Raw genomic sequence first — 20940 nt, forward strand, 5'->3', positions numbered from 1 at the left:
TTCGTTATCGCTGGCGTCAAAGACGGAGGCCGAGATGAGACACCATAACCAGTGCAGGCACGGCGACGCCCATTACATTGCGCCTTCGGCTTCATTTCATGGGCGCGCATGCTGCAAGCGTTATGAGTTCACTATATGATCGCGATTTTTAGACTTTTAGTTGTAGTCCAAGCTTTGTTAACCGCGGTCTTATGGCTGTTGCCGTATTTTGATTATCAATGGTTGAGCATTGAGGAGTTGCTTGTCCTGGAGGACTCAGGGACAGGTGCAGTGTTTACCAGTGGTAATTTTATTGCCTGGGGTATTTTTACTATCTGGATGGCTTTGTCACTCGGGCTCTATTTTTTTGTAAGGCTGGCCAGAGAGGCCTTTGTCGTTTTTTATCTGGTCAACTTCGGTCTTACACTGTTTATGGGAATACAGGTGTTAACGCCACTTGATCAGGTAGTGCTGGGACTTCTCCAAGTTGGAGATGGCATGCTCATAGCAATTGCATATTTCACGTCCGTCTCACAGAAGTTTCGGACCTCCTCATAACAAGGTGTTGCAGTTTGTTCCGGGCCTTCGGCCCTCCACCGGACGCCCCTGTCGGCACGCCGCAAAGCCAAGCGTTAAAAGGTAAAGCATCAGAGGCTTAAGCCATGGAGATAGATGAAGAAAAAGTCGATCAGGCCGTTTTGGCGTTGCTGCACCTGACATTGCACGATGAAGGCCGTGCCTGGAAGTCTTTTGACTGGGAAGCTATGAATAGGCTTTACGAAAAAGGTCTCATCGAAAACCCGGTGGGCAAGGCAAAGTCAGTGTTGTTCACAGAGAAAGGACTTGAAGAATCTGAGCGGTTGTTTCAGCAGCTTTTTGCCAAGCATTCGTGAGCACATGACCGCCAATCTTTTAACAAGTCGCTTAAGTGCGTTCTGGACTTACCCCGGTCCACTAGACACTCCTAGCCTATGATTGGACTTCCCCCGGTCCACTAGACACTCCTAGCCTATGATTGGAGCATAGGAGGAACTGTCATGAGCACCCTCGACACCGATCCGGTAGCGGTGTCGCGGCACTCCATAACGTTAGCTCCCATCGTCGTTAGGGCAGAATTACCAAATGATTGGGCAGCTCGTTGCGTTCGTGGGTAGCGGGTATGTGCTCTTTCAGGAGCTTTCCGCATCTGGCAATGCAGTCAAGAAAACCCTGCCGCGTCTGGCCCTGGTGCACTTTGGCGGTGAAGTCCGCCACGATGTCTTCCCACACTGTGTTGTCCAGAATGTCGGCAATGCCCTGATCCACCAGAATCTCCACATAGCGCTCCGCCTCCGAGACGAAGATCAGCATGCCAGTGTCGCCTTCGGTATGATGCAGGTTTTGCTCCAGAAACTGCCGGCGCGCCAGGTTGGAGGCCCTCCAGTAACGCACCTGCCGGGGAATCAGGCGAGTGTTAATGCCGGGCACCCGAAACAGCAGGCTGAGCATGATGAACGTACCCCACTGCACCAGCAACAGCATGTCGGCACCGAGCCAGCTGCCGAAGTAATTGGCAATGCCGGGCACCAGCAACGCCAGGATGCCGGCCCAGAGCAGGGGAATATAGCTGTAGTTATCTGACTGGGCCGTCAGTACTGTGACCAGTTCGGCGTCGGTTTCCCGTTCCACCTCGTTAATGGCTGCAGTAACGGCTTCCTGATCGCTCTTGCTTAATAATGTCATGATTCTTTCAGTCTCATCGTCAAGTGAGGGGGTTCAGCGCGCTTGGCTGTCAATGCGGAGCTACCAGCCACCAGAGGCACCGCCGCCGCCGAAGCCGCCTCCACCGCCGCCAAAGCCACCACCACCGAAGCCGCCGCCACGGCCGCCCATGGCACCACCCAGCAGAGCTGCTCCTAACAGGGCTGCGCCACCGCGCCCACCACGGCCACCGCGACTGCCGATAAAGAACACCACGGCCATCATGATGAAGAACAATAGCGCGACCATGCCGGCGTTGGGCTTCTCCTGGGCGACACCTGTTGTCTGGCCCTGGGGAGCTGCCATCGGTTCACCACCGAGAACCTGGATCATCGCGGCGGCGCCGTTGAAGATACCGGCCTGGAAATCCCCCTGACGGAACGCCGGGGTAATAATGCGATTGATGATCACCGAAGAGTCGGCATCAGTGAGCCGGCCTTCAAGGCCATAGCCCACCTCAATGCGGATTTTGCGTTCTTCCTTGGCCACAATCAGCAGGGCGCCGTTATCCTCGCCCTCCTGACCAATACCCCAGTGCCTGCCCAACTGGTAACCAAAATCCTCAATGGGAAAGCCCTGAAGGTTCGGCAGCGTAACCACCACAACCTGTTCAGTACTGGCTTGCTCGTGGGCCTGAAGCATCTTGCCAAGGCGCGCTTCGACCTCAGGAGAAAGTATCTCCGCCTGGTCGACCACCCGGCCGGTCAGTTCGGGAAACTCGGGCGTTGACTGTGCCCATACAGCAGCCGGCAGCAATACCAGTAACGCTAACAGCATGCTTTTGTGGAACTGTGCAATCATCAGAATTCCACCGCGGGCGCTTCATCCGCATTTTCCGTAGTGGCTTCAAAGTTGGCGCGGGGCTCCAGATCGCTGTACAGGATGCTGTGCCAGATCTTACCCGGGAAGGTGCGCAGTTCGGTGTTGTAGCGCTCCACCGCCTGAATGAAATCACGCCGCGCGACAGCAATACGGTTCTCCGTACCTTCAAGCTGTGACTGTAAGGCAAGGAAGTTCTGATTCGACTTCAGGTCCGGATAACGCTCAGACACCGCCATCAGCCTGCTCAGTGCGCTGCTAAGCTCACCCTGGGCCTGTTGGAACTGCTGCAGCTTCTGGGGATTGTTGAGAATGCTCTCGTCTACCTGAATGGAAGTGGCCTTGGAACGCGCCTCAATGACTGCTGTCAGGGTGTCTTGCTCCTGAGCCGCGAAGCCCTTGACGGTTTCCACCAGGTTGGGAATCAGATCCGCCCGGCGCTGGTACTGGTTTTCTACCTGGGACCAGGCAGAGGTGACTTTCTCATCGTAAGTGGGAATGTTGTTGATTCCACAGCCACTGAGCAACAGAACCAGTGCCATCAGCGGTGCCAACTGCCAGACAGTCCGCTGTTGAAACGGTTTATGAAGGATTCCCATAGTGCTTTTCCCGGTGGTAAATGCATGAAAAAGGGAAGATGCCGTGCGATCATGCCGAGGCATCGAACTACCTTCTAATTGGGGATAGGGCCAGTGTTTTCAAGGTGGTAAGCGTATTCCAGACCCGCACCTTTTGGGCACATGACGGTTCCTGAGCGCCAAGAATCCGAAGCCCCCCGGTACCGGACCACACCTCCGCAGCACAAGGGTGTTCCAGAGTTATACGAACGGGGGTATACGAACGCGTTCGTATAATTAGCTGTTAATGGCCAAGGCCTAGGAAGGATTCAGTCAGTAAAGCAGGGAGTTGCTTTCAAATGTTTACCATCGTTCAACTTGTCTCCCCGCAAAACACTGCAAAATCATTAGGTTTCGTGTTCTGGTTCCTTTCGCCATGGGCTAGGCTGGGTGCAAGCTGCATGGCAGAGGGCATTCGGGTTTGAGTACCAGGGATAAACCGCCGGGTAACCGGCCATTAACAAATGGCTGTTGTCGGACGCGCCTGCGCTGGCGCTCCGGCACGCCGCAATGCCAGAGCGTTAGCTGTGATTGCCCCACCCGAGAAGTGATACTATAGTGACACTGTTAATCTGATTCAGGGTGAGCCCATGAAAGTTGAGCTTGTTACCAACCTCAAGCGCCAAGCCACAAAGATTCTGGCAGATCTGCACTTGTCGAAAGAGCCGGTACTGATTACCGAGCATGGTCAGCCATCCGCATACCTTGTGGATGTGCAGGATTACGAGTTTATGCAGCGCCGACTTGAGCTGCTTGAGGGGCTCTCACGGGGAGAGCGTGCTGTACTTGAGGGAAGAATGTACAGCCAGAGTGAGGCCAGGGAGAAAATGAGTAAATGGCTGAAGTAATCTGGACGGAGCCCGCCCTTCAAGAGTTGGATGCCATCGCCGAGTACATTGCTCTGGATAATCCTGCTGCCGCTGGTCATCTGGTCCAGGAAGTTTTCGATAAGACCGAACGTTTGGAGGATTTTCCCCAATCCGGACGGATTCCTCCAGAACTTCCTAATTCGGTATACAGGGAGGTAGTGGTTTCACCGTGTCGCATTTTTTATCGCGAGGATGAGCAGCGGGTTCTCGTCCTCTATGTTATGCGAGAGGAGCGGCAGCTTCGGGCGTACATGCTTGGGAACAGCTAACCAGGTGCATCACTCGGATACCTTTGTCTTCGCTATGTCAAAGTCACCGGTGCGCTTCGGCGTTGCAATGGTCTTGATGAGATGGATCGCCATTCTGTTGTTGGCTTTTCCTGCCATTGGATTGGCGGAGACTGAGCCGGAGTTTTATTTGTGCTCGCCCTACGTGGAAAAATCGACAGTAGGGGAGCAGACAGATCTTGGTTGGCCGGTTTACGTCAATTTGACAGAGTTTGGTACCACGAATTTAGAGGCATTCACGGAAGCAAACACCGGCAAAATGATCCGCATTCTTGTCGGTAGTCGTGAGTTTTCGAAGGCGACAATATGGGTGCCAATTCCTAGCGGAAATTTACGCGGGACATTCAGCTCCCAGGAAGTTGCTACCGATTGGCAGCGAATTTTAACAGGCAAACTGCCAGCGGCCCCATGCGGTGCACGGAATTGAGAAATGCCTAACCAGTTGTTGCAGCTCGTTCTGTACCTCCCCCACTTCCAGTAGACACGTATCGATAACTCCGCCAAAGGAGAACATTGATGCCTGTAATCAAGACTGGCAAGAAAACCAAGAAGTACACCACCGAGTTCAAACTTAAAGCTGTTGAGTGGCGCCACCAGGCTCACCGGAATGTGAAATGCGTTAAAGCGAAAATCGACTCGTGGCGCCGCGTAACAATCGGTGTCAGAATTGAAGATGTGGCGCTCCATACCAGTGGCTGAGGCTAACCCACGAGGTGGGGGCAGCCCCATAGTGGGGCATCATATTGTCTAGGCAGTTAATGAGCCGTTCCTCTTCTCGCACCTGAGACGAATCGTATGGCCTCCGCTCATAATCAAGGCTTGTCGATTTTCTTCGATGACACTGGGGCAGGGTGCCCCGTGGTGTTGGGACACAGCTTCCTCTGTACAGGCAAGATGTGGCACGAGCAGGTACCGGCCTTTGCAGAGACATACCGTGTGCTCAACCTCGATTTCCGTGGCCACGGTGGGTCAAGCGAAGTAACGCAATCCTTTTCCCTGTATGACGCTGTCTCGGACGTGGTGGCAGTACTGGACGAGGTGGGCATTGAGCGAGCCGTCTGGTGCGGGTTGTCCGTGGGAGGCATGGTGGCATTGCGGGCGGCGCTGACCTGTCCCGAGCGGGTGAAAGGGCTTATCCTGATGGATACCGACGCTGGGGCTGAACACCTGTATCGAAAGCTGAGGAATAGCGCAATGGGCTTGGGAGCTCGATTCCTTGGAATAGGCCCGTTCCTGCCCTCTATCGCTCGGCTCATGTTTGGGGCCACGACCCGGCGGCAGAATCCGGCGCTCGTTCGCGAGTGGAAAGGGGAGTTTTCCCGCGTCCATCTTCCGTCCATCCTGCTGAGCCTGAAAGCGCTGATGCAGAGGGATTCGGTTCTTGACCGTCTTTCGCAGATTGGCGTGCCCGCCCTCGTGCTGGTCGGGGAGGAGGATCGCTCGCTTCCGCCCATCCTATCACGCCAGATCCACGACGCATTGCTCGACTCCGAGTTGGTCCAGATTCCCGCCGCGGGTCATCTGTCCGCTCTGGAGCAACCGGCTGCTGTAAACAAGGCGGTTCTCGATTTCCTCGATAGGAGGTTTACATATGAGCACGCCTAGTCTCGGCACGTCAGAGAGGAACATGCTTGAGCCGCTGGTCGACCCCCAGTGCGCAGAACGTGACGGCATGGGAGAGCGACCGCAAGACCATGCGCTATCGTCCGGTAGAGGAGTTACGAGCTCTGTTCCGGCCGCGACAAAATTCTGTTGGTAACGATCTACCTTGCTGATATGGCTGACTTTCAAGCTTTTAACGAGGTATGAGATAACTGAGTACCTGAAGCCCACTATGTCGCTCTGGGGCTCACTGGGTTTTAAAATATCGGCTCGCCGGTCGCTTTCACCGCATAGAACAGGCAATCACTCTTTGCAATCACCGGGTTGGTGGTGATCATGAAGGCTTTAAGGGCCTGGGCGGGGTAGATCTGCCCATCCTTTACTTGAAGAATCTGCTCCATGGTCTCGGCCCGGTTGTGGCCGATCGCGGTCAGTATGCTCAGGCCTTTGTTTCCCACCCATCCCAGCGGCTCATGCGGGGACACTATCCCAAAATTCCGGCGCTCGATGTCGGGCGGTAAGGTGAGGTCGGCCTGGCCGGTAGGCGTAAGGCGATATTCGATGGTCGCTTCCGGCGCCAGCTCCACCCGAATCGGATTGCGCAGTACGTTGACGTCCCACTCTGCTTTTTCCAGTGACAACACATCGGCTCTTGAGGTGTATTGCACGAGTCCCTCGTACGCCAATTGGTGCGCCTGTTCTTCCTGGGAGCCGCCACACTCGATGGTCACCGTGGGTACCTCCTGTTCTGAATATTCCATCAGCGCACCCAGACGAAGGTCCGTCATGACGAGCCGGTCAGTGAACAGGGAGGTCAGCGCCTGGTGGGCGGCGTCGCTGGTGATGGTCACGGCGAAGGCCGGGCCGGTGCCTGAGGTGTTGTGAACGTCCAGCAGGCATTCCGGTTTTACCTTCTGCAGCTCGGCCAGCAAGGCCTGGGCGATGGCCCCTTCCTCGCCCTCGAAAGGTTGCCGGAAGCACCGGTTGAGGTCGAGCCCGTAGGGCAGCTGGCGGTGTGAGAGTGCGGGTGGGATTTTCGCGGGATAGACGCCGCCGAGGAGAAACAGCATGTTGACCTCGGGCGTGTGCTGCTCCAGCAGCCATCGGTGCAGAGCAAACAGACCGGAAGGCTCGTTACCGTGCAACAGCGTGGCCATGGCCCGGGTCCGCGAGCGATCGCGACCGGCCACATGAACCACCGTGGGCTTGTGCAGCCGGTCCAGCCACTCAAGGGGTGAACGCCCCAGAGTCCGGGGTGACGGGTCATGCAGGTAGTCGAGTACGTTCGATGTGCTCACGGTGACCGCGCCCATTCATGGACCGGTGTATTGGTCTTCTGGTTGGTCATGTACAGCGACAGCATGCTGCGGAACGCCTCATCGGGGCTCAGGGACTGGAACAGATGCTCGGTGATGTGGCGCTGCCAACGGGCGCCGGTCATGGCGGTTTCAATGCGGCCTTCAATGATGCCCAGCAGGCGGTGAATTTCCGACTCGTCCACGTCGGTTCGTTTCAATGCCTCCCGGGCGCGGGGCAGCAGGTCCCGGGCCACGGCCAACAACGGCATATCCTGCAACTGCACCTGATCCTTGTGCGGCCAGATGATTTCGGCGCCGATGCCGTATTTGGCGGCGCGGTAGAAATTGTGTTCGGTGTAATGGAAGGGGAGGATTGAGGTCAGATGTGGGATGTCGTCCAGCACCGCCAGGGCAGCCCCGATCACGAACAGCCCGTTCGCACACATATCCACGGCCGTTGGGCCGGCAGGCATGGATCGGATCTCAATGCGGAGATGACCATCGCCGGTGGGATCGTAGATGGCCCGGTTCCAGGGCCAGGTGGTGCCCTGGTGCAGGCGCATCTCGGCCAGTTCCGGCACCTCGCCACGATCGAGCACGGCCATCGGGTCTTCATCCGACATGAGTGGGATGATGGGGGGATACAACGATGCGGAGGCCGCAAACAGTTCCCAGGCGCTGCGTGCCCAGCCGTTTCCGTAATACACCCTGGGCGGATGGCGCCAGGTTTTAAGGTGCGGAGATCGGCTATCGATGGATTGCTTGAACAGGGCAATGCGGGTTTCGTCCCAGAGGTGGTGGCCAAACAGGCTGGGCGAATTGCTGGCCAGGGCCAGGACAATGGGTGTGACCAGTTGGACGGCATTGAAATAATCGGCGAAACGGTGGGCGGAAACCTGCCAGTGCAGCTGGAACGAGGTATTGGCCCCTTCCATGGTGACGTCGTCCGCCTCCAGGTCTACGACATCGTTGCCTCCGATGTGGATGCTGAAGGGCTCGCCCCGTTGCTTGATCAGCGCGCTGGATAGAGCATGGTAGCGGGGTTCGTCTGTCATCGCCTCTGTACCCGTATCGGACTGGCGCAGGGTGGGCAGAATGCCAATTGGGACCAGTTCACCGTTCAGTGGTGCGGCGTGTTGGTTGATTCGTTGGATGGCAGATAGTAGTTCCTGCTCCGTTCGGGCAAACGGGCTTCCCTTGAAGACCTGGGGGCTGAGGTTGTATTCGAGATTGAATCGGTTGAGCTCAACCGTCAGTTGCGGGTCCTGAACGCTGGCGGCGATGTCGGTGTTGATGGATTGAACCCGCAGGTCGGGGTTGACGATGTAGAACTCGACCTCAGCGCCAATGGAACTCTCGCCCTCACCAAAGCCGGGCCGGTCCAGCAGACGAGCGAACGCAGTAAGGTCGGTGCGGACCTTGGCAGCAAAATGTTCAAACTCTTCATCCGTGAATTCCGATTTCGTGATCGTCAGTCCCACGGTAACGTTGTCTCTAGGGTTCATCTACTTTGATAGTAGTGGAAGATGGGCTTGGCATCAGCTCCTTTGACGGGTTCCGGGCTTCTTGTGGGCGGTTGACGCTCACCAGCCATGGCGTCACGCTTTGGTGATTGAATTTTCAGAGCGTCCGGCACGGGAGCTTTTATGGGAAGCTGGCGGGTAAAGAGTCTAGGCGATGCGATGCTGGCGTTCGAACAACAAGCCAGTATTGAGCAACGTTTTGCGTCAGGCTTTGCAGAGGCCGGCAGCCCGACTGACATGGCCGCATTCATCCGCCATGAATCAGAGGGTCGTTTGCACTGTGACGTTAAAGTTTACTTCTCGCCCAAGGCGGATACCTTTGCACAGGAGCTGAACGCCCAACCGTGCCCAAAACCTTCGCCCGATGGCTTGAGCCTGTTGGCTGGCTCCGAGGATTGCTGGCGGCTGCTTTTTCCTGAGTTGAGTTTCTGATATCACCCATGCCCGTTAGCGCTAGCGCGGGTTCTCTGATTGAGAGCTAATTATGACTATCCAGACACTGTTCGGAATTGATCTTCCTATCATTCAAGCGCCCATGGCGGGGGTACAGGGGTATGAGCTCGCCGTAACCGTGTCCAATGCAGGAGGCTTGGGTTCCTTGCCCTGTGCCATGCTCAGTCCTGAAGGCTTGCGCGAAGAACTTCTGGCCCTGACCAGTCAGACTTCCAGGCCCTACAACGTCAATTTCTTCTGCCATACGCCACCGGAACCGGACGCCGAAGCTGAGCGGCAGTGGCGCAAAACTCTCGCACCCTATTTCGAGGAGTTTGGTATCGACGCCAGCACCATTTCCTCGCAAGGGGGCAGGGCGCCATTCAGCGCCGAGATGGCCGATGTGCTGGCAGAATTTAAACCGCCGGTGGTGAGTTTCCACTTTGGCCTGCCGGCGCCTGAACTGATGGATCGCATTCGCGGCTGGGGCGGAAAGATCCTGTCGACTGCCACCACGATGGATGAGGCGCTCTGGCTGGAGGCGCAGGGTGTCGATGCCATCATCGCCCAGGGGCTCGAGGCCGGTGGCCATCGCGGATTCTTCTTGTCTAATGACCTTAATACTCAGATAGGCACCTTTGCCCTGATCCCCCAGTTGGTGGACGTGGTGAAGGTCCCGGTTATCGCCGCGGGCGGCATTGCTGACGCCCAAGGTGTTCAGGCGGCCATGGCGCTCGGCGCGGGCGGGGCCCAGATTGGAACCGCGTATCTGTTGTGCCCCGAAGCCCAGACCAAACCCGTGCACCGTGTTGCCCTGAAATCCAAAGCCAGCAGGGTTACCGCACTGACCAATCTGTTCAGCGGCGGTGCTGCAAGGGGGATCATCAACCGCGTGATGCGCGAACTGGGGCCAATGAATGGCACAGCGCCGGCGTTCCCCTTGGCGTCTGCTGCTATCGCCCCGCTGCGGGCAAAGGCCGAATCCGAGGGAAGCGGAGATTTCTCACCCCTGTGGTCGGGGCAGAATGCCAGTGGCTGTAAAGAAGTGTCCGCGGCAAATCTGACGCGAGAGCTGGCAGGTATGGACGAGTAAGCAGAGTTGGAACACTCAGTGACAGATAAGGTTGTCTGTTTTTTTCAGGACCTGCGCCAGGTCGTGGCCATTACTCTCCCGCTGCTTTTATCGAATGATCGCCGTAGCGATTATTCTGAGTATGGGTCCTGTCGTCTGTGCTCAAAGCTCAAAATTCATCGCCACTTCCGGCGCCTGGATAAAGTGCCCCTGGAAATTGCGAATGCCACGCTCCCAGAACCACGATAGCGCTTTGGCGTCTTCCACGTGGGTTGCCACAATCGGCAGGCTGGAGCCGAAGATGCCAGTCAGTTGACGCAGTAAGTCTTCCAGCTCCGGTGTCTGTTCGGCGCTGGTGCCGTACTTCGAGGCTAGCTTTACAAAATCCACCGACCCCAGCTCTTTCAACAGCTCAACGGATGCCGGGCCCGTTTCGATGTGCTCAATGATCAGACCGCATCCCATGTCCTGCACTACCCTCAGCACCTGCCTGGCCGAAGCGACGTCCTTAATCACGGTTGGGCTTGAGAGCGCCAGGTAGACCCGGCGTTTACCCTTGATGCGGGCGTTGCGTATGCCGGTGCTGATGAGCGGCACCAATTTTGCCACGTCCGCCATTGGGGACGACAGTTTGATGGCCACGGAGTGGCTGGCAGAGGCTTTACCCGCCAGTTTCGACAGCCCCTCCACTGCGTGTTCAACCACCCAGCGATCCAGGTCATAAAGGGTTCCGTGGTTGCCTTCAGCCAGTTGAGCCAGGAACTGGCCGGGCAGGTATACGGCGTCGTTTTCGTCAACCAAACGCACCAGGGCCTCGAACAGGGTGTCCCCGGAATCCATGTTCACGATTGGCTGGTAGTGCAGCCGGAACGAGCGGGCTTCGAGCAATTCCTGAATCCGATCATCCAGTTGGCTGCGATCAGACCGTTCCGTCGTTTGATGCCATACCACGCAACTGCCATCGGCCTGAATGGCCTCGGCACAGGCTTTTTCCACGTCGAGCAGGGCTTTGTCTTCGTTCATGGCTTCGTTCAGCGGCAGCACACCCATGCTGAGCGTGACCGGCTTCGGCGGCTCGCCCACAGTCCAGGTAGTGCTGTGCAGGCGCTGATGGAAGCTATCCAGATAGGCATCGGCATCCTCGGTTACCGGTGCATTCACCTGGAACAGAAAGCTCCCCCCTCCTAGGGCACAGCCTGAGTCATTGGCGCCCAGTTGGTTGGCGAAGTGGGTTGCCATATGCGATGTCAGGATGGCGAGAGCTCGGGCGCCGTGTTGGGCGCGCAGGTACTCTTCACGGTCAATGCCTACTTGCACCAGGTAGCGGGACCGGTTTTCGGGGGCGGCCTCCACGTATGCGAGCAGGGTTGCCAGCTCGGTCAGGAAGTAGTCGTGGTTCTGTAAGCTCCGGCTTTCTCTGCGCTGGCTAACCAGGTTGATGCGAGCCGTGAGCAGTTGAGCCTGCAGCAAGTGCTGATGCAGCGCGCTCAGGAACCGTTGCTTGTCCAGTGGTTTGGTGAAGATCGGATTGCCGGCCATACTCTGTCGCTCCAGCTGTTCCGCCACTTGTTGGGAGGCTGACACGAACAGGATGGGAATGGTCATGTACCGGGCATCCTGTCGGAGCACCTGGGCCAATTCCAAACCCTGTACGCCGGGCATTTCATGGTCCAGCACCAGGGCGTCTGGCTGGAATTGCTCGATACGCTCGAGTATTCGTATTGGCTGGGACAGCCCCTCCACCTCATAGCCTTCGACGGTCAGCATGGTCTTGTAGTAGGCCAGCAAATCAGCGTCGTCGTCGACCCAGAGCACGCGCGGTTTTGTGGTGAGGGTGTGCTCCAGCAATTGGCCGATGCGTTTTTCCAGCACCCCAAGGTCCAGGGGTTTGGTCAGATAGGTATCGGCGCCGGCGCGAAGAGCGCGCATGCGCGCAACCATGTCGCTTCTGGCCGACATCATGATCACCGGGGTGTTGGCACCTACCTGGCATTTCAGGCGTTCCAGCCAGGCAATGCCCTCCAGTGCGCCTTGGGGAAAACTGATGTCGAGCAGAATCAGATGGTGACTGTGGTCGTCAGTACGCCGGTTGTAGGCCTCCGGGGTCTCGAAGGTCTGGGCGGTAAAGCCGCGTTGTTCCAGCCAGTTTTTCAGGAAAGCGGCTTGACTGAGGTCGTCTTCGATCACAGCAATACGGTAGTGGTTCTTTGCAGTCGCGGGTGCCGCAGCAGGATCTGGTTGCGACGTGACCGTGTTGAGCGCCTCATCCATGGCCTGGCCCAGGTGGCCGAGGGAGGCTTCGATCTGACTGCGCTCCGCCGGAGTGGCGTCGGGTTTGTTCAGCAGTTGCAGTAATTGGCCTTCCAGCACCCGGGCGGTTTCGGTGATCTCCGGAAACTGAAAGGTGGCGCCGCTACCCGCGAGTTTGTGGGCGCACTGCTCCATGAAGGTTAGGGCCTTGGCATCCCAGCTTACGTGCTGAAGCCGGCTCCAGGACGATCGCAACTCATCCAGACGGCTGGGCAAACCGCGCACATATTGCTGCTTGAGCGCTTCGTATTTTGGTCCCAAGTAGCCGCCTGCCATTACCTGACCTCTTGCGCTGCGCATGAATGATTGACGTGCGTTAGGGGCGGTGAGTAGAAATGTGTAATCGTGCGCCACTTCGAACGTGAGATACAGGTTTCAAATTTACAGGTTTACGGTACAGATCACGAGGGTCCGACGAAAAAGGTTCCCTAGGGCAGTTTTCAAAAACTCCGTCAAAGACAGTGCTTTCCCCTACACTGGCGTGATGGACACCGGCCTGGAACAGGGTATTCTTTCCGGCCGCACGAGGCCTGTGTCATTAGGCTAGGGCAATTGCGCTAATTGCCACCTGGGTACCGTTGAAGGCGGCGTTGCCGGTCAGTGCATCAATGCGCTGGGCATCGGTAACGTCGTTGATGCTGACTCCCGGTTGTGCCTCCGCCACGGTCATGCCGGTGTCGCTGCGATTGTGACCCCAGCCCTGGGGAATGCTGACCACCCCCTCGAACATGTCATCGTTAATCTCTACCGGCAGTTGAATGCTTCCGGTGGGCGACGCCACCTGTGCCAACTGACCGTCCTTAAGGCCAAGCCGCTCAGCATCGGCGACGCTCATCTGCACCGTGCATGGGTTTTTGCCTTTCACCAAGCGATGGGAGTTCTGGGTCCAGGTGTTGTGGCTGCGCGGCAGGCGACGGCTGATCATGGCGAACGGGTAGTCCGGGTTCCGGGCCTGGTCCAGCAGTCCGGAGGCGTCCAGCCGTTTCAGGTCGTCCAGGTACAGCTGGGGCGCGATGTGGATAAGTCCGTCTTCAGTCTGTAGTCGTTGTTGCAGGCAGGGCTGCAGAGGTCCCAGGTCAACTCCGTGCGGGTTGGCTTTCAGCTTGGCCAGGCTCATGCCCTGTTCGCCATAAGCCCCCTGTTTCAGGCCGCCATCCAGCATCATCTCCGGGGTTACGCCGTCGTCCTCGCGACCGGTCAGGTGCAGGGCCAGATCCCGCAGAATTTCCCAGTCGTGCTTCTGGTCCGGTGTCTTCTCGAACATGGGCTCGGAGAACTTGGCGGTGTTGCGCACGGCAAAGGAATTGAAGAATACATCGAAATGAGGCACTTCCAGGCCGGTGGTGGCCGGCAGGATGATGTCCGCATGGCGGGTGGTCTCGTTCAGGTAGATGTCCACCGACACCATGAAGCCGAGGCTGTCGAATGCCTGTTCCAGGCGGGCGCCGCCGGGGCTGGACAGCACCGGGTTACCGGCGATGGTGATCATGCCCCGGATCTGGCCCTCGCCCGGGGTGAGAATTTCGTCGGCCAGGGTCGCGACCGGGAACTCGTTGTTGAAGTAGGGCAATTTTCGCACCCGCGACTCAAACCGACCGTAAGAGCTGGGTTTACCTTTCTTGTCGCGCACCAGATCAAACGCCGGCTGAGGGAACATGGCGCCGCCGCGGCGATCAAAATTTCCAGTGAGTAGGTTCAGCACATTGTTCAGCCATTGGCACAGGCCGCCAAAGGATTGGGTGGAGGCACCCATGCGGCTGTAGCAGACCGCGCTTTTGGCCGCAGCCAAGTCCCGTGCCAGGTTGCGGATGGTAGTGGCGTCGATGCCGCAGGCGTCGGCGACGGCCTCCGGGCTGTAGGGTTTCACCGCCTCTGCCAACTGGTCCAGGCCGGCAATGATGGGTTCCAGGTGGCCCAGATCCACGCGCTGTTCTTCAACCAGGGTGTGGGCCAAGGCGAGCATCAGCAGGGCGTCGGTTTCCGGCCGGATGAACAGGTGCTGATCGGCCTTTTTCGCGGTTTCGGTGCGGCGTGGATCGACCACCACCACGTTGCCACCCCGGTCCTGAATGGCCTTCAGGCGTTTGCCTACGCCCGGGGCCGTCATCAGGCTGCCGTTGGAGACAATCGGGTTGGCACCGATGATCAACATGAAATCGGTGTAGTCGATGTCCGGAATCGGTATCAGCATGCCGGCGCCGAGCATGTAATTGGAGGCGACGTGGTGTGGAAGCTGGTCGGCGGAGGCGGAGCTGTAACGGTTATTGGTGCCCAGAGCCTTGAAAAAGCGCGGCAGCATGATGGCGTTGCCAAAGTTGTGGGCGTTGGGATTGCCCAGATAGACCCCGACCGAATCCTGGCCGTGTTCGGCTTGAAGGCCGCGGAATCGGGTGGCGATCTCGTCGTAGGCCTGCTCCCAGCTGAGCGCCTGCCAGCCATTATTGGTGCGTTTGAGCGGCGTTTTCAGGCGGTCCCTGTCGTGGTAGAAATCCTGCAACGCCACGGCCTTGGGGCAGATATGGCCCTGGCTGAACGGATCCTCCTTGTCGCCCTTGATCGACAGGATGTTGCCGTCCTGATGCTTTATTTCGAGGCCGCACATGGCTTCGCAAATGTTGCAGGTTCGATAATGGGTCTTGAGGTCGCTCATAGATCAGGGCTCGGTCATGGTGTTGTTATTGGCTAACCTGAGTGTGGCACAAGCCCTGACAAAAGCAGACGGTCAGAAATGACACATACTTGGTCATTTCCGCCACAAGCCAAAAAGAGGAATCTGTCATGGCCACGCAACCTTCTTCCACTGGCGGACAATGGAAACGGTCCCACAAGGCGCGTAAACGCTGGTCGCAACGGGTCACAGACAGCAGTGATGCCCTGGATCTGGAAACCGGGGTGTTTGCACTTGAGGATCCAAGGGAGATTGCACTCTCGCTGAAGCGTTCTGCCGAGCGTAGCCAGCGGCGCAAAGCTGACCCATTCCGCTCCGCGATGTCGATGCTGACCTTTTACATTAACCGGGCCGGACGCCGGCTCCCTGCTGACAAGCGTGCCCGACTGGAGGCCGCGAAGGATGAGCTGCGGGCACTGTACCACCGGCGCTGACTTGGTTATTTGTCGGTGGTTTCCGGCTGAAAAATGCTCAATATAGCTTCTGGGCATGACGCGAGCCATGGTTGCAGATCCGCCAGGGGCATCGGGTGGCCCAGCCAGTAGCCCTGCAATTTGTCACAGCCAAGTCCCTTTAATAGTCGGGCAGTGGCTTCGTCTTCAACGCCTTCGGCAATTACGCTGTAGCCCAGACCGTGCACCATATTGATGGCAGTTTCGATAATCACCCGGGAGCTGTCACTGGCACAGACATCGGTCACCAGGGTACGGTCCAGTTTGATCTCGGTGGCCGGCAGTTCCTTCAGGTAGGACAGCGACGAGTATCCACTGCCAAAATCATCAATAGAGATGCCAATACCTGCATCCGCCAGGCTTTTCAGCGCCAGCAGCCCTTTCTCCGGGTCTTCCATGGCGGCGGTCTCGGTCAGTTCGAGAGTCAGGCGCTGGGCGTGTATCCGGTGCTGGCCCAGGACGGATTCGATGTGCCCCTTCAGGCTGCGTGACGACAGATCCCGGGCCGAAATATTGATCGAAAGGCCCAGCCCGGGGTGATCACTCTGCAGGCCGGCCAGGTCGCGAATCCCGCGCTCAACGGCCCAGCGGGTCAGCTGGTGAATAACCCCGGTTTCTTCCGCCAGTGGAATGAAGTCGGCCGGACTGACACTGCCCCGTTGCGGATGATGCCAGCGAATCAGGGCCTCCAGCCCAATCACCCGGCCGGTCACCAGGGAGAGTTTGGGCTGGTAGTAGAGAATGGTCTGGTCGCTCTGGATGGCCTCCCGGAGATCCGACATCAGGGTCAGCCGGCCTTCACTGTAGATATCCAGATCCGGGCTGTAGAAACCGGTCGCCAATAGGCCCCGGGGCGCGATTTCCATGCCCACGTGAGCATTCCGGATCAATAACGCAGCGTTGTCACCGTGTTCCGGATAACGGGCGGCACCAAATTTCGGGTGCAGTTCAATAGCCAGGTTATCGAGTGGCACCGGGAGGGATAGCAGCCCAAGCGCCTGGTTCAGGCCCTCCAGGTCGGAGGCAATCTTGTCGGCGTGCACCAGAATGCCAACGCAGTCACCAGACAGCTGATAAACGCACTCGTCTCGGCCCTGATCATCGCGAACTCGATGTACTTCCGGCAGTTGAATGGCCATGGCGGTCATTTGTTCGGCTAGGCGCTTCAGCAAACGTTCGCTGCGATTGAGTCCCAGGGTACGGTTGATCTCATCCAGCCGGGTAATCCGGGCCACGCCCACCATGTAATTGCCCTGGGGATCCTCAGCCAGTTGGTTGTTCACCATCCACTCGAACCGGTTGCGATTGGGTAGCCCAGTGACCGGATCGTGGGTCATGGCTTCGGTGAGTTCCTGGCGGGCGTCGTTCCGGGCTTTCTCCTGGCGCAGGCTGTCGGCCTGGGCGATGATCTTGTCCTCCCGTTCGCGGTACAGGCGATCCGCCAGTGCTAGGGTCAGGATAAATGCCTCCAGTCCGGAACCAATCTGCATGGCGTGTTCGGTCATGAAGTTGGTCGGGAAGAAACCCAGCGCCCGTCCGGCGGTTGCCAGCACGCCTACCGTCAGCGGGGTCCAGGCCACGGTAAAAAAGGCTCCGGCTCGAACACCAGCAGCCCAGGTAACGGGGCCAGCCACAAACAACAGAGAAAAGAACACCAACGCCGATATTGAAGACAGCCTGATAGCAACGTTGTAGTCCAGCATCATGGCGCCGATGAAATTAATCACCTCGAAACCGATCATCACCCGTATCGCAAGATCGAGCCTGGGGCTATGAGACGGGGTGCGGAGAAAGCTGCGGCAGAACAGCAACGAAAACAGCGCCAACACGGGCATCGAAGCCAGCATCGCTTTGGCGTGCAGCCCCGGAGCCTGTGGATAAAGTAGCTGGAAGCTGTAGCCCTTGATCGAGGCGAAGAACAGTAGATAGCCGGAAATGGCGATGGCGTAATACAGGTACAGCCGTTCCCTGAGGGTCAGGAACACCGCCAAGTTGATCAGTATGATGACGGTCAGGCAGCCGTAATAGAAGAAGTGCAGTTTCTGTTCATGGGTGGCGGCGCTGAAGAATTCCGCTTCACGCCAGATCCGCAGCGGCAGGATGGTGGGTCCGGCGGTTTTGACCCGTACAAAGATGGTCTTGGTCTGTGCTGGCGCCAATTTAACTCGCAGCAGCATGTTCGGATGGTCCACCTGGCGCGGATAGAACGGCCGGCCATCGCCAGTTTTGAACTCCTGGGTTTTGCGGCCAGGAGCTTGGTTCTGGTTTGAAACCACATGAAAAATCACGTCATCCAGTTGTGAGTACGCCAGCTCAACAATCAGGTTGACGGCCTCCGGGTCGAGGTTCCGGACCGAGAAACGTAACCAGTAGGCCGAGGGCGTATTACCAAACGTGGCGCTGCCAGAGGGCTCCAGATGCCACGCGGAATCCGGCAGATTTCGAACCTGGTTGAGGTCCGCATCGGCTTCCGGGTCTTCCCAGTATTCGAACTGGGCCAGGATCGGCGACGATTCAGTTACCGTGATCGGCTGGGTTTGTGCCTGTACCAGAGTCCAGGTGAAACAACACACCACCGTTAAACTGAGACGCAAGAAATTAGAGAAGATCACGATCGGCTGACAAACTGGTTGGGGCCCTGAAGGCCAGTGACTGAAAGAGAGAATTGATTAATTTTTAATCTTATCGTTGATCGCACTGCAGCCTGAAGTATTTTATGTAGAAAAATGTGTACAGAGTAGCAACACACTGGGCAGGCAGTGTGTTGCTGGTTGACGTGGCCGACGAGGTTAGCGGCCGGGCCCTGCATAATCACCACGGGCGGCCAGGTAATGCACCCAGAGCAGGCGGGCAGCAACGGCGCGCCAGGGTGACCAGGGGTCGGACAATCGTTTTTGTTGATCGCGTGTGGGTGGCGCTTCCAGGCCCTTGACCTCCTGCAGGGCCACAGCCAGCGCCAGGTCACCCTGAGGCCAGATATCCGGCCGGCGCAGCGCCATCAGGTAGTAGACATCGACACTCCAGGGCCCCAGCCCGGGCACTGCAAGCAGGGCCTTGCGCCCCTCAGGCTCGGACCACTGGTGCAGCCGATCCAGCGGCAATTCGCCCTCGGCCACACGGTGCGCCAGTTCGTAGCAATATCGGGCTTTTTGGCGGGTCAGGCCCTGGGTTTTCAGGCCATCTTCACCGGCCCTCAGCACGGACGCTGGTGTCACCCCGCGCAGCGCCTGCTCAAGGCGTTCGAACATGGTCTTCGCCGCTTTAAGCGAGACCTGCTGTTCCAGGATGATCTGCACCAGGGTGGCGAAGCCCGGCTCCCGCGGCCACAGGGGAGGAACGCCGAAGCGGGCCAGCAGCGGCGCCAGATCCGGGTCCATCGTCGCCAGGGCCTCGGCGCCGTGGCGCAGCCTGTCCTCAGTGAGCGGCGCGTCAGAGTTCAATAATCAGTCCCTCATCGGCCGGTACCCGACCCTCACACACCTCCGGATACACTTTCGCCAGGTCGTGCAGGCCCGATACCTTCCTCAGGGTCAGCCATTGCCGGCTCTGGACTGCCGTATTCCGAATAAACGCGGAGGTCTTGCGGGTGAATTCGTCGGGGCCCCAGTCTTTCATCCGCTTCTGGATGTGGCTGGGGGCAAAAAAGAACTCACTGCGGTCCCGGTTCACACCTGCGCCTGGCTGGGTTTCGCTCCAGTGAGTCAGGCCAACGTTGATGCAGTGCACCATGTTATCGCCCAGATGTTGATGCAACTGCCCCAGGATTTCGCCGCTGCCGGACATATCAACCACCACGGTGGGTTTGGTGGCGTCGATTTCCGTCAGGGTTGGGTAGCTGAGGCACTGATCGTACAGGCCCAGCTCGCGCACCAATTCCAGGTTATGCTCGGAAGTGAGGGCCGAAACCTGCGGTGCCGAATCATCACCCTGCAGGGCGTAGGCCAGACCGATGCTGGTTTTGCTGGAGGCGCTGAGCAGCACCACCTGGCTGGTGCCGTACCAGTCGTTGTCCTGCAGCTGATCCCAGAGACAGTACGATGTGATGTAAAGCGGCCACAGCAGCATACGTTCGTCATCGGTGGCGCGATCATAGCCCGGCTCTGAACTCACACGGGTGTAACTGTTGTAGGCAATGGGCAGCTTCGCGCGATGAGGGGCGCCGTCCAGCAGGCGTTGATTGGTCACGCCCGCCGGTGTGATGGTCAGGTAGCTGGCGGTTGGGAAGTAGCCAAACAGCCGGTCACCGATCGGGACCTCCTCGACGTTCGAGGCGACGACCTCGGCAAAGCCCCATACCGGGATAATGCCCCACTCGTCGTCAGGGTCTTCGGAGGGCGGGAAGAACTGCCAGTATCCGAGCTGGTCGCCAGCCGCAGCGTAAGTGATGTTGTTGGCGGTGAAAGAGAACCGTTCGATCCTGACCACGATCTCGCCCTCGCCGGGGCTTGGCATGGCTTCGGTCGCAGGGCTGGTGATCAGCCGGTGCTTGGAAAAGTGGTTCCTGAAAACCTGGAACTCAGCCATTTCGACTCTCCTGTCAGCTATCTTGTCTGTGGCTTGCGCCGAATCGTAGCAATGGCGAAACGGGTTAATCCGCCGCGCCTACTTCCAGTCGTCGTCGGCTTTTTCCTGAGCTTCAAGCTCGGCCTTGCGCTTGCGGATCTTGGCCATTTTTTCGTCGGAGATTTTCATGCTGTGGGCCGAATCACGCAGGATCATGAGGCCACCGACAATCAGGGCCAGGGCAACGATCAGAAAGATCCATCCAATGGTTGGCATGTTTGGTGTTCTCCTTCGGAGCTATCCTTGAGGACGATGCTTCATAGTGACTCAGGGCACCGGGGTTCGGCAATCTGTTCCGGGGACGCACTGGCGACACTCAAGCCCACCGAGCCGACAGACATGAAATGTTCTGCTGTGCGTAAGCGTCTGTCAGAAACCGAACGCAAAGAGCGGCCTTTTGGTAAACTGGTGAACATGACTCAGATTGAATGGCAAGCCCCTATAGACTCGGCTCCTGATGTGCGTGACGGCCTGACTCGTACCGAGCGGCTGATTCTTTACGTCATCCATGAAACCCAGCGTGAACTGAACGGGCGCAACGTGCCCACCGCTATGCTCTACGGCCGGGTGCTTGAGTACGTCGACATGAGTGTGGCCGAGCTGCACGTTTACCTCGACCGGCTGGGTGTAAAAGGTGATGGCTACTCCAATCCGGTGAATCCCCGATAAAAGCGGCAGCGTTGGCCTGATCGGACTATGCTCAGAAGAT

The 20940-nt window shown here is 57.9% G+C and carries 22 protein-coding genes; 11 read left to right on the plus strand and 11 right to left on the minus strand.

Going from position 1 to position 20940, the window contains the following annotated elements:
* Positions 1 to 135: 135 nt before the first annotated feature.
* Together FCS96_RS00230 and FCS96_RS00235 are read left to right on the plus strand one after the other, a co-directional pair.
* Positions 136 to 537: a hypothetical protein gene (locus FCS96_RS00230; protein WP_138438250.1), complete on the plus strand. Its 402-nt coding sequence runs from the start codon at positions 136 to 138 to the stop codon at positions 535 to 537.
* Between the two features lie 104 nt (positions 538 to 641).
* On the plus strand, positions 642 to 872 hold the full coding sequence (locus tag FCS96_RS00235) for a DUF6429 family protein (protein ID WP_138438251.1): 231 nt from the start codon (positions 642 to 644) through the stop codon (positions 870 to 872).
* A 211-nt stretch (positions 873 to 1083) separates the two neighbouring features.
* Here the strand turns inward: FCS96_RS00235 and FCS96_RS00240 are convergent, their stop codons facing one another.
* Genes FCS96_RS00240 through FCS96_RS00250 form a run of 3 tightly spaced genes read right to left on the minus strand, consistent with a single transcriptional unit; the run spans position 1084 to position 3137 of the window.
* Complete coding sequence (locus FCS96_RS00240; RefSeq protein WP_138438252.1) at positions 1084 to 1701, minus strand: TPM domain-containing protein; 618 nt, start codon at positions 1699 to 1701, stop codon at positions 1084 to 1086.
* A 60-nt stretch (positions 1702 to 1761) separates the two neighbouring features.
* Positions 1762 to 2520, minus strand: coding sequence for a TPM domain-containing protein (locus tag FCS96_RS00245; protein WP_138438253.1), 759 nt, complete (start codon positions 2518 to 2520; stop codon positions 1762 to 1764).
* Positions 2520 to 3137 (minus strand): LemA family protein, encoded by a 618-nt coding sequence (locus FCS96_RS00250; protein WP_138438254.1) that lies wholly within the window; start codon positions 3135 to 3137, stop codon positions 2520 to 2522. The genes FCS96_RS00245 and FCS96_RS00250 overlap by 1 nt, the downstream gene beginning before the upstream one ends.
* A gap of 608 nt (positions 3138 to 3745) precedes the next feature.
* On the opposite strand from FCS96_RS00250, the gene FCS96_RS00255 reads away from it, so the two are divergent.
* The 5 genes from FCS96_RS00255 (at position 3746) to FCS96_RS00275 (ending at position 5916) form a co-directional block, all read left to right on the plus strand.
* Positions 3746 to 4003: a type II toxin-antitoxin system Phd/YefM family antitoxin gene (locus FCS96_RS00255; protein ID WP_138438255.1), complete on the plus strand. Its 258-nt coding sequence runs from the start codon at positions 3746 to 3748 to the stop codon at positions 4001 to 4003.
* The gene (locus FCS96_RS00260; RefSeq protein WP_138438256.1) at positions 3991 to 4293 is read left to right on the plus strand and encodes a type II toxin-antitoxin system RelE/ParE family toxin; all 303 of its coding nucleotides are present in this window, start codon (positions 3991 to 3993) and stop codon (positions 4291 to 4293) included. The genes FCS96_RS00255 and FCS96_RS00260 overlap by 13 nt, the downstream gene beginning before the upstream one ends.
* Positions 4280 to 4738, plus strand: a complete 459-nt coding sequence (locus tag FCS96_RS00265; protein ID WP_138438257.1) for a hypothetical protein — start codon at positions 4280 to 4282, stop codon at positions 4736 to 4738. Before FCS96_RS00260 ends, FCS96_RS00265 begins: the two co-directional genes overlap by 14 nt.
* Before the next feature lie 89 nt (positions 4739 to 4827).
* Entirely contained in the window at positions 4828 to 5010 is a 183-nt protein-coding gene (locus FCS96_RS00270) for a hypothetical protein (RefSeq protein WP_138438258.1), read from the plus strand.
* 96 nt (positions 5011 to 5106) lie between these two features.
* Positions 5107 to 5916, plus strand: coding sequence for an alpha/beta fold hydrolase (locus FCS96_RS00275; RefSeq protein WP_138438259.1), 810 nt, complete (start codon positions 5107 to 5109; stop codon positions 5914 to 5916).
* Positions 5917 to 6170: 254 nt separating this feature from the next.
* Here the strand turns inward: FCS96_RS00275 and FCS96_RS00285 are convergent, their stop codons facing one another.
* Positions 6171 to 7211 carry a M14 family metallopeptidase gene (locus FCS96_RS00285; RefSeq protein WP_228263985.1) on the minus strand — a complete coding sequence of 347 codons (1041 nt, stop codon included), beginning with the start codon at positions 7209 to 7211 and terminating at the stop codon, positions 6171 to 6173.
* Positions 7208 to 8692 carry a glutamate--cysteine ligase family protein gene (locus tag FCS96_RS00290; protein WP_138439571.1) on the minus strand — a complete coding sequence of 495 codons (1485 nt, stop codon included), beginning with the start codon at positions 8690 to 8692 and terminating at the stop codon, positions 7208 to 7210. Before FCS96_RS00290 ends, FCS96_RS00285 begins: the two co-directional genes overlap by 4 nt.
* A 165-nt stretch (positions 8693 to 8857) precedes the next feature.
* On the opposite strand from FCS96_RS00290, the gene FCS96_RS00295 reads away from it, so the two are divergent.
* Positions 8858 to 9166, plus strand: coding sequence for a hypothetical protein (locus FCS96_RS00295; RefSeq protein ID WP_138438261.1), 309 nt, complete (start codon positions 8858 to 8860; stop codon positions 9164 to 9166).
* A 52-nt stretch (positions 9167 to 9218) separates the two neighbouring features.
* Positions 9219 to 10259: an NAD(P)H-dependent flavin oxidoreductase gene (locus FCS96_RS00300; protein WP_138438262.1), complete on the plus strand. Its 1041-nt coding sequence runs from the start codon at positions 9219 to 9221 to the stop codon at positions 10257 to 10259.
* Positions 10260 to 10400: 141 nt separating this feature from the next.
* Here the strand turns inward: FCS96_RS00300 and FCS96_RS00305 are convergent, their stop codons facing one another.
* Together FCS96_RS00305 and FCS96_RS00310 are read right to left on the minus strand one after the other, a co-directional pair.
* A complete protein-coding gene (locus FCS96_RS00305; RefSeq protein ID WP_171040632.1) occupies positions 10401 to 12824 on the minus strand; it encodes a response regulator in 2424 nt (807 codons plus the stop codon).
* A gap of 262 nt (positions 12825 to 13086) precedes the next feature.
* Positions 13087 to 15198, minus strand: coding sequence for a molybdopterin-dependent oxidoreductase (locus tag FCS96_RS00310; protein ID WP_138438264.1), 2112 nt, complete (start codon positions 15196 to 15198; stop codon positions 13087 to 13089).
* 128 nt (positions 15199 to 15326) lie between these two features.
* Here FCS96_RS00310 and FCS96_RS00315 point away from each other — a divergent pair, with 128 nt between their 5' ends.
* On the plus strand, positions 15327 to 15650 hold the full coding sequence (locus tag FCS96_RS00315) for a DUF3175 domain-containing protein (RefSeq protein WP_138438265.1): 324 nt from the start codon (positions 15327 to 15329) through the stop codon (positions 15648 to 15650).
* Between the two features lie 5 nt (positions 15651 to 15655).
* On the opposite strand, the gene FCS96_RS00320 is transcribed toward FCS96_RS00315, so the two are convergent.
* The 4 genes from FCS96_RS00320 to FCS96_RS00335 all read right to left on the minus strand — a co-directional run bounded on the left by FCS96_RS00320 (position 15656) and on the right by FCS96_RS00335 (position 20447).
* A complete protein-coding gene (locus FCS96_RS00320; RefSeq protein ID WP_138438266.1) occupies positions 15656 to 18280 on the minus strand; it encodes an EAL domain-containing protein in 2625 nt (874 codons plus the stop codon).
* A 177-nt stretch (positions 18281 to 18457) separates the two neighbouring features.
* Entirely contained in the window at positions 18458 to 19108 is a 651-nt protein-coding gene (locus tag FCS96_RS00325; RefSeq protein ID WP_228263986.1) for a DNA-3-methyladenine glycosylase family protein, read from the minus strand.
* Positions 19098 to 20192 carry a DUF2855 family protein gene (locus FCS96_RS00330; protein WP_138438267.1) on the minus strand — a complete coding sequence of 365 codons (1095 nt, stop codon included), beginning with the start codon at positions 20190 to 20192 and terminating at the stop codon, positions 19098 to 19100. Before FCS96_RS00330 ends, FCS96_RS00325 begins: the two co-directional genes overlap by 11 nt.
* Positions 20193 to 20270: 78 nt before the next feature.
* Positions 20271 to 20447 carry a DUF2897 family protein gene (locus FCS96_RS00335; RefSeq protein ID WP_138438268.1) on the minus strand — a complete coding sequence of 59 codons (177 nt, stop codon included), beginning with the start codon at positions 20445 to 20447 and terminating at the stop codon, positions 20271 to 20273.
* A gap of 123 nt (positions 20448 to 20570) precedes the next feature.
* Between FCS96_RS00335 and FCS96_RS00340 the strand changes: the two genes are divergently transcribed.
* Entirely contained in the window at positions 20571 to 20900 is a 330-nt protein-coding gene (locus FCS96_RS00340; RefSeq protein WP_228263987.1) for a hypothetical protein, read from the plus strand.
* The last annotated feature ends 40 nt before the right edge of the window (positions 20901 to 20940 follow it).

The sequence above is a fragment of the Marinobacter alexandrii genome (assembly GCF_005871205.1).
GTDB classification, from domain to species: Bacteria; Pseudomonadota; Gammaproteobacteria; order Pseudomonadales; family Oleiphilaceae; genus Marinobacter; species Marinobacter alexandrii.

Bases quoted from the DNA above. Each gene is read 5' to 3' on its own strand.
- FCS96_RS00250 (WP_138438254.1), bottom strand. From the start codon at position 3,137: ATGGGAATCCTTCATAAACCGTTTCAACAGCGGACTGTCTGGCAGTTG.
- FCS96_RS00305 (WP_171040632.1), bottom strand. From the start codon at position 12,824: ATGGCAGGCGGCTACTTGGGACCAAAATACGAAGCGCTCAAGCAGCAA.
- FCS96_RS00270 (WP_138438258.1), top strand. From the start codon at position 4,828: ATGCCTGTAATCAAGACTGGCAAGAAAACCAAGAAGTACACCACCGAG.
- FCS96_RS00335 (WP_138438268.1), bottom strand. From the start codon at position 20,447: ATGCCAACCATTGGATGGATCTTTCTGATCGTTGCCCTGGCCCTGATT.
- FCS96_RS00230 (WP_138438250.1), top strand. From the start codon at position 136: ATGATCGCGATTTTTAGACTTTTAGTTGTAGTCCAAGCTTTGTTAACC.
- FCS96_RS00275 (WP_138438259.1), top strand. From the start codon at position 5,107: ATGGCCTCCGCTCATAATCAAGGCTTGTCGATTTTCTTCGATGACACT.
- FCS96_RS00235 (WP_138438251.1), top strand. From the start codon at position 642: ATGGAGATAGATGAAGAAAAAGTCGATCAGGCCGTTTTGGCGTTGCTG.
- FCS96_RS00240 (WP_138438252.1), bottom strand. From the start codon at position 1,701: ATGACATTATTAAGCAAGAGCGATCAGGAAGCCGTTACTGCAGCCATT.
- FCS96_RS00260 (WP_138438256.1), top strand. From the start codon at position 3,991: ATGGCTGAAGTAATCTGGACGGAGCCCGCCCTTCAAGAGTTGGATGCC.
- FCS96_RS00255 (WP_138438255.1), top strand. From the start codon at position 3,746: ATGAAAGTTGAGCTTGTTACCAACCTCAAGCGCCAAGCCACAAAGATT.
- FCS96_RS00300 (WP_138438262.1), top strand. From the start codon at position 9,219: ATGACTATCCAGACACTGTTCGGAATTGATCTTCCTATCATTCAAGCG.
- FCS96_RS00340 (WP_228263987.1), top strand. From the start codon at position 20,571: ATGAAATGTTCTGCTGTGCGTAAGCGTCTGTCAGAAACCGAACGCAAA.
- FCS96_RS00315 (WP_138438265.1), top strand. From the start codon at position 15,327: ATGGCCACGCAACCTTCTTCCACTGGCGGACAATGGAAACGGTCCCAC.
- FCS96_RS00295 (WP_138438261.1), top strand. From the start codon at position 8,858: ATGGGAAGCTGGCGGGTAAAGAGTCTAGGCGATGCGATGCTGGCGTTC.
- FCS96_RS00330 (WP_138438267.1), bottom strand. From the start codon at position 20,192: ATGGCTGAGTTCCAGGTTTTCAGGAACCACTTTTCCAAGCACCGGCTG.
- FCS96_RS00310 (WP_138438264.1), bottom strand. From the start codon at position 15,198: ATGAGCGACCTCAAGACCCATTATCGAACCTGCAACATTTGCGAAGCC.
- FCS96_RS00245 (WP_138438253.1), bottom strand. From the start codon at position 2,520: ATGATTGCACAGTTCCACAAAAGCATGCTGTTAGCGTTACTGGTATTG.